Annotated in this window: 5 protein-coding genes; 4 read left to right on the top strand and 1 reads right to left on the bottom strand. The window is 38.5% G+C overall.

Annotated features, from left to right (window positions below):
• Positions 1-162: 162 nt before the first annotated feature.
• The 3 genes from F885_RS01040 to F885_RS01030 all read left to right on the top strand — a co-directional run bounded on the left by F885_RS01040 (position 163) and on the right by F885_RS01030 (position 3,798).
• Positions 163-1,089 (top strand): DUF808 domain-containing protein, encoded by a 927-nt coding sequence (locus F885_RS01040; protein WP_004803183.1) that lies wholly within the window; start codon positions 163-165, stop codon positions 1,087-1,089.
• 37 nt (positions 1,090-1,126) lie between these two features.
• Positions 1,127-2,017 carry a KPN_02809 family neutral zinc metallopeptidase gene (ypfJ, locus tag F885_RS01035; protein WP_004803185.1) on the top strand — a complete coding sequence of 297 codons (891 nt, stop codon included), beginning with the start codon at positions 1,127-1,129 and terminating at the stop codon, positions 2,015-2,017.
• A 281-nt stretch (positions 2,018-2,298) separates the two neighbouring features.
• Positions 2,299-3,798: a cation:proton antiporter gene (locus F885_RS01030; protein WP_005322781.1), complete on the top strand. Its 1,500-nt coding sequence runs from the start codon at positions 2,299-2,301 to the stop codon at positions 3,796-3,798.
• A gap of 413 nt (positions 3,799-4,211) precedes the next feature.
• Here F885_RS01030 and F885_RS01025 read toward each other — a convergent pair.
• A protein-coding gene (locus F885_RS01025; RefSeq protein ID WP_085946061.1) for an IS3 family transposase occupies positions 4,212-5,287 on the bottom strand; the annotation gives its coding sequence in 2 pieces (ribosomal slippage) (positions 4,212-5,035 and positions 5,035-5,287; 1,077 coding nt in all).
• A gap of 170 nt (positions 5,288-5,457) precedes the next feature.
• On the opposite strand from F885_RS01025, the gene F885_RS01015 reads away from it, so the two are divergent.
• Positions 5,458-6,359 (top strand): BapA/Bap/LapF family prefix-like domain-containing protein (locus tag F885_RS01015; RefSeq protein ID WP_005322782.1); only part of this gene is annotated, 902 nt, incomplete at its 3' end.

Raw genomic sequence — 6,359 nt, forward strand, 5'->3', positions numbered from 1 at the left:
TATGTTCCAAGATTCAGTAATTTCATAGATATAAGATTGATATTATTGTACGAGAAATAAATTTTTTTCGTCAGCGATAATTTTAACTTTTTCTTAAAATCATATTGTGCTTTCACTGCGTGATTCTACAATGGCTGTATAAATACAAATCAGGAAATAAAAATGGCGAGTGGTTTATTACTATTACTAGATGATATTGCAACAATTTTAGATGATGTTGCAGTCATGAGTAAAATGGCAGCCAAAAAAACTGCTGGTGTTTTAGGTGATGACTTAGCGCTGAATGCTCAACAAGTGAGTGGTGTACGTTCAGATCGAGAATTACCTGTGGTCTGGAGTGTTGCAAAAGGTTCATTTGTTAATAAATTAATTCTCGTTCCATTAGCCTTATTGATTAGTGTTGTTGCCCCCTGGTTGATTAACCCGTTGCTTATGATCGGAGGTCTATTCCTCTGTTATGAAGGGGTAGAGAAGGTTGTGCATATGCTGTTTCATAAAAAAGCCAAAACAGCAGAGGAGGCCAGTGAAAACTTACAACACGTCGAAGTCGATTTAGCCAAATTTGAAAAGGAAAAAGTAAAGGGAGCGATTCGAACAGACTTTATTCTTTCTGCTGAAATTGTGGTGATTTCGTTAGGTACAGTTGCAACAGCTGCATTTATGACTAAAGTGACAGTATTAAGTATTATTGCAATCGTCATGACTGTCGGGGTATATGGCCTAGTTGCAATGATCGTAAAAATTGACGATTTAGGTTTATATCTTACACAACAAGCTTCTGAATTAAAAAATAAAATCGGTCGTGGTTTACTTGGTTTTGCTCCAATTTTAATGAAAACACTTTCAATTGTTGGAACGGTTGCAATGTTTTTAGTGGGTGGGGGGATTATTTCGCATACCATTCCTTTGTTACATCATTTTACTGAAGAAACGGTTGATCATTTAGAGCTCATTCCAAGTGTCGGTTCAATCATTGGTGCTTTAACACCAACCTTGATTAACTTAGGTATTGGTTTGCTTGCAGGTGCTGTTGTGTTGATGATTGTCAGTTTGATTAAGAAACTCTGGCCAAAAAAAGCATCTACTTAAACCTAGGTCGTCATCATCAGAATTATGTGAGGTAATTATGCGTTGGAAAGGTCGTCGAGTCAGTACCAATGTAGAAGACCGTCGTGGTGGTGGCGGTGCGAAAGCAGGTGGTATTAGTATTATTGGGCTAGTGGTCGCCTTTGTGGCTTGGAAGTTTTTTGGGGTTGACCCTCAACAAGCCTATCAAGCGACACAAGCTGTAACCGCACAGTCTTCTCAACAAGGCAGTGCACCACAGAATTTGACTGCTGAACAAAAAGAGGCCAGTGATTTTGTCGGTACAGTTTTGGCAGATACAGAAGATACGTGGACACCAATCTTTCAGCAGCTGGGGATGACTTATAAGCCGCCAAGCTTAGTACTCTTCAGTGGCGTTGTACGTTCAGGGTGTGGTACTGCACAGGCTGCGATGGGACCTTTTTATTGTCCGGCTGATCAGAAAGTTTATATTGATACCTCATTCTTTAAAGATATGCGTCAGCAAATGGGTATTTCTGGAGAACAAAATCAAACAGAACTTTCTCGTCAGGATCAGGCGGGGGATTTTGCTCAGGCCTATGTGATTGCGCATGAGGTGGGGCATCATATCCAAAACCTATTAGGTATTTCCGGTCAGGTGCAACAAGCACGTGCACAGGCCAGTCAAGCACAAGGTAATCAACTCTCTGTACGTTTAGAATTACAGGCAGATTGTTTTGCAGGAATCTGGGCGCATCAGAATCAAAAACGTACGCAGTTCCTTGAACAAGGTGATATTGAAGAAGCAATGGATGCAGCCGAAAAAATTGGTGATGACTATTTACAACGCCGTGCGACTGGACAAGTTGTGCCAGATAGTTTTACTCATGGTACTAGTGAACAGCGGATGCAATGGTTTCAGATCGGTTTGAAATCAGGTGACGTGAATCAGTGCAATACCTTTAAATAGGACAAAAAAGGAGCGTTGCTCCTTGATTTTTATACGGAAGATATACGAATCAGAAGAACAAATAACGTAAAATAAGAGCGTCTATGCTGAATTGAGGATGATTGGTTTATTGTTGTGCCTAAACCATTTGTTAATATAAATTAAATAATAAGATGGATGAATTGCAGCATAGGCCTTCACTCTTTATTCAATTGCACAGTATTTTGAATTTTATCATTGATTAAAATTTTAAAATTTAAATAAAGTTTATGTTGTTAAAATTGAATAAATAAAGAGGTCATATGGGTAACTTTTTTCTTTTACAAGCATTGACGGTTGTTTTTGCCTTATCCATTGCGACGACCATTTTTAATAAACGAATTTTGGGTTTTCCTCAGGCCATTGGTGTTCCAATTGTCTCGGCTATTTTTGTCTTTATTTTGCAGTGGGGTGCAAGTTTATTAAATGGTAATCAATTTATTACCATTAATATTCATAATATTGAAGCTGCTGTAAGAAATATTGATTTTTATGATTTTCTAATCAATGGTGTGATTTGTTTTATTTTAACGTCATCTGCGCTGAAATTTAGAATTTCAGATTTAAGGAGTTACTGGAAACCAATTGGTATTTTAGCCACGATTGCACTGGTGTTATGTGCAGGATTTTACGCAGGATTATTGTATTTATTTCAATGGTTGGTTGGTTATCCAGTTCCAATTGGTGTTTTACTATTATTAGGAGCGGCACTTGGAGCAACAGATCCAATTGGCGTTAAAGGGGTATTAAGTTCTATTCGGGCACCGCACCATTTGATTGTAAAACTAGAAGGTGAGTCTTTATTTAATGATGCAATGTGTATTGCCTTATTTATGACCTTATTAAAAGTTTTACAGGGGGAGCATTTTTCATTACTGGCAACAATTGAAACGTTATTATATGAAATCTTTGTTGCAGTGATTATTGGTTTTGCATTTGGTTTTGCGATCTTACGTTTACTAAGAGGTAAACATGAGATGGAGTCTTTGATTTTAACTACCGCACTACTTGCAAGTGGTTCTTATCTCGTTGCTTTATTTGCGCATGCATCTGCTCCGATTGCCTGTGTCATTGGTGGTTTGATTGTCGGCAACAAGTGGCAGGAAATTCGCGAACAAAGAGAAATTCGTGAAGTGAACCATTTTTGGCATACTGTTGAAGGGATTATCAATTCATTCCTGTTTACTTTGATTGGTTTAGAGCTGTTTATTCTGGATTTAAGTGCCAACTTAATTATTGGTGGCATCATTGCCTTTATTATTCTGCATTTATCTCGTTTTGCAGCAAACTTCGCTGCTTTCGCCCTATTTCCATCCTTCCGTAATAAAAGTTACAACGGCAGTTTAGCTATTCTTTCGTGGGGCGGTGTCCGCGGAGGGATTTCACTGGCGTTGATCCTTGCTGTGGCGAATATTCCAGAATTGAGCCAATACAGTAGTATCTTGATTGGCTATACCTTTATTAGTGTACTGCTGTCAGGTGTGGTTTGTGGTCTTGGTTTACCTGCAGTGATGAATGCTTTTTATTACAATCCGAGTGAAGAGACACAAGGGCTGAAGGGTTTCTACCAACGGATGTGCAATAAGATGAATCGTCGTGGTTTTAAATATATCGTTGATGAGGATAGCTTGGGGAGAGAAACGATTACTATCTATAATCCTGAAATTTTATTGGATCAGAAAACTGAAGATGGAGTCGCAACCATGCATCATCCAAATAAGAGAGAAGAAGTTAAGCGACTAGAGAATCCTGAGAATTTTTAATTGCATATTTTTGTTTTTTGTTAAAAAAGCCTTTTTATAAAAAGGCTTTTTATTTTATTGGGTAAATAAAAGTTAAACTATATTTGAATTTTAATTAAAGAATAATTTGAAAATTCAATTTGTATTTATTATTTAAATAATATATTTAAAAAGTTTGTTAAATTAAATTTAAATACCTTTTAGGAATCTAATAACTTATTTTGTTATATTTGTTTAGAAGTGTAATTTTTATAATTATTAAGAAAAGCTTTTTTATTTTTTAATCTTTTAAATCATGATCTTATTTTGTTATGAAAAAATATTACAATGTAAGTTTGTTTTTTTATTTTGTGCGCTATTTAACATTTATTTTGTTTGATTTAAAGTGTTGCTGTGGTAATCCTCCCATAAATAACCGAAGTTAAAAGTAGAGGTTAAGCAGCCATTAGAGGTGGCTTTCCTTTGTTAGCTTGATGTGGTCTTTCATGGTTGTAATGCCACAACCAGTTTGTTGCATAATCTTGTACTTCATCCAAAGTATCAAATAAATGCTTGCTCAGCCAACTATAACGTATGGTCCGATTATAGCGTTCAATATACGCATTCTGCTGTGGCTTACCCGGTTGAATATATTCAATACGAATACCGTGCTCAGTAGCCCAGCGCACAAATTCGTGACTGATAAACTCCGGGCCATTGTCACACCGAATAACTAACGGCTTTTCTCGCCACTCCAGCAATTGATTCAACGTACGAATAACCCTGATTGTGGGCAATGAGAACCCTGCTTCAATGGCTAGGCCTTCGCGGCGGTAATCATCAATCACATTCAATAATCGAAACTTGCGACCATCGGAAAGCTGATCATGCATAAAATCTAATGACCAAACCTGATTTTCTCGGATTGGTTCTTTCAATGGTTCAGGCGCATGCCGTTTTAGTCTTCTTCTCGGTTTAATACGCAGATTCAGTGCCAACTCACAGTAAATGCGGTAAACCCGCTTGTGATTCCAGCAGCAACTCTCAACATGCCGTAAATACGAGAAGCACAAACCAAAGCCCCAATCGGAATTTTCCTCAGTGAGTTCAATGAGCTGTTCAGCAATGAGTGCATTGTCATCGCTGAGATTGGCTTGATAGCGGTAGCAGGTTTCACTAATACCAAATGCTTTACAAGCCAAACGAATACTAATGGCATGCTGGGCAACTGCCTGTTGTGCCATCTTACGCCGGCAAGATGGCTTTACCACTTTTTTGCCATCGCTTCCTGGATGATTTCGGCCTTTAATCGCTCTTCCGCATACATCTTTTTAAGTCTGGTATTTTCGGCTTCTAGCTCTTTCAGTCGAGCCATTAATGATGTATCCATACCACCATATTTGGCACGCCATTTATAAAAGGTAGCATTACTCATGCCGTGTTCACGGCAAAGGGTCGCTACAGGTGTGCCAGATTCTGCCTGTTTCAAGATGGACATGATCTGACTGTCAGTAAATTTAGATGTTTTCATGCAGAATCTCCTGCTCGTATCTTAAGAGAAAATTCTACTTTTAGATCCTATTATTTTTAGGGGGGATTACCCTGTGAACTCTATCACTTAGAAACAATAATTTAAACTTAAGTTAATAATGTAATTAAGAATTGATTAAGAATTAATAATTTATAATGAGGAATATAACCATGTCTCAAATACAGATTATTTCCAAGGAAAGTCATCAAACCCTTGTAAATACGACGGGAAAAACAGCAACATTACCTTCTGAACCTTCAGTTGTATTAATTAAGGTCTCTGCAAATGATATTTCAGTTGTTAAGAGAGATGGTGAAAATGCTGTTGTAGTATTAAAAAATGGCGAAACAATCGTTATTCATAATTTCTTTAATAATAGTGAGGTAGCAGATAACAGCCTTGTACTACAAGGTGATGATAATCAATTAGTCTGGGCACACTTTAAGGATATGGAAAGTGATGCCGATGCCGATGCCGATGCGGACGCAGATGCAGATGCGGACTCGGATGATGATGATCATGAAGGGGCTGTCTTTTTAGAAGAAACACCAGCGGTAGTACCCGAAGCGGCAGCGGCACCTGTTGAAGCAGCAACATTGCAGCCAATTCAGGCAGTAGAACCATTACTTTATGCAGGTGAAGCATCGAGTGGTTTTAGTCCATGGTTGTGGGCTTTACCTGTACTTGCGATTGGCGGGATAGCCGCAGCAGCAAGTGGCGGCGGTGGAGGTGGGGGCAATAATGACAACAATACAGATACCACCCCACCAAATACGGATGCCGTAAAATTTAATATTGATCCAGTCACTGCAGACAATGTCCTGAATGCGGCAGAATCATCAGGCAATGTAACCTTAACTGGAAGCTTGACAGGCGTGCCAGCAGATGCAGCAACCACAGTGGTCACGGTTGTAGTGAATGGTGTGACCTATACAGCGACAGTCAATTCAGCGAATGGTACTTGGAGTGTGAGTGTACCAGGTAGCGGTTTATTGGCTGATGGCGATAAAACCATTGATGCGAATGTTAAGTTTACAGATGCAGCAGGCAATAGCAGCAATGTAACAGATAC

The organism is Acinetobacter higginsii, assembly GCF_000369845.1.
GTDB lineage: Bacteria > Pseudomonadota > Gammaproteobacteria > Pseudomonadales > Moraxellaceae > Acinetobacter > Acinetobacter higginsii.

Coding starts and splice junctions, on each gene's coding strand:
- F885_RS01040 (WP_004803183.1), top strand. CDS start 163: ATGGCGAGTGGTTTATTACTATTACTAGATGATATTGCAACAATTTTA.
- ypfJ (WP_004803185.1), top strand. CDS start 1,127: ATGCGTTGGAAAGGTCGTCGAGTCAGTACCAATGTAGAAGACCGTCGT.
- F885_RS01030 (WP_005322781.1), top strand. CDS start 2,299: ATGGGTAACTTTTTTCTTTTACAAGCATTGACGGTTGTTTTTGCCTTA.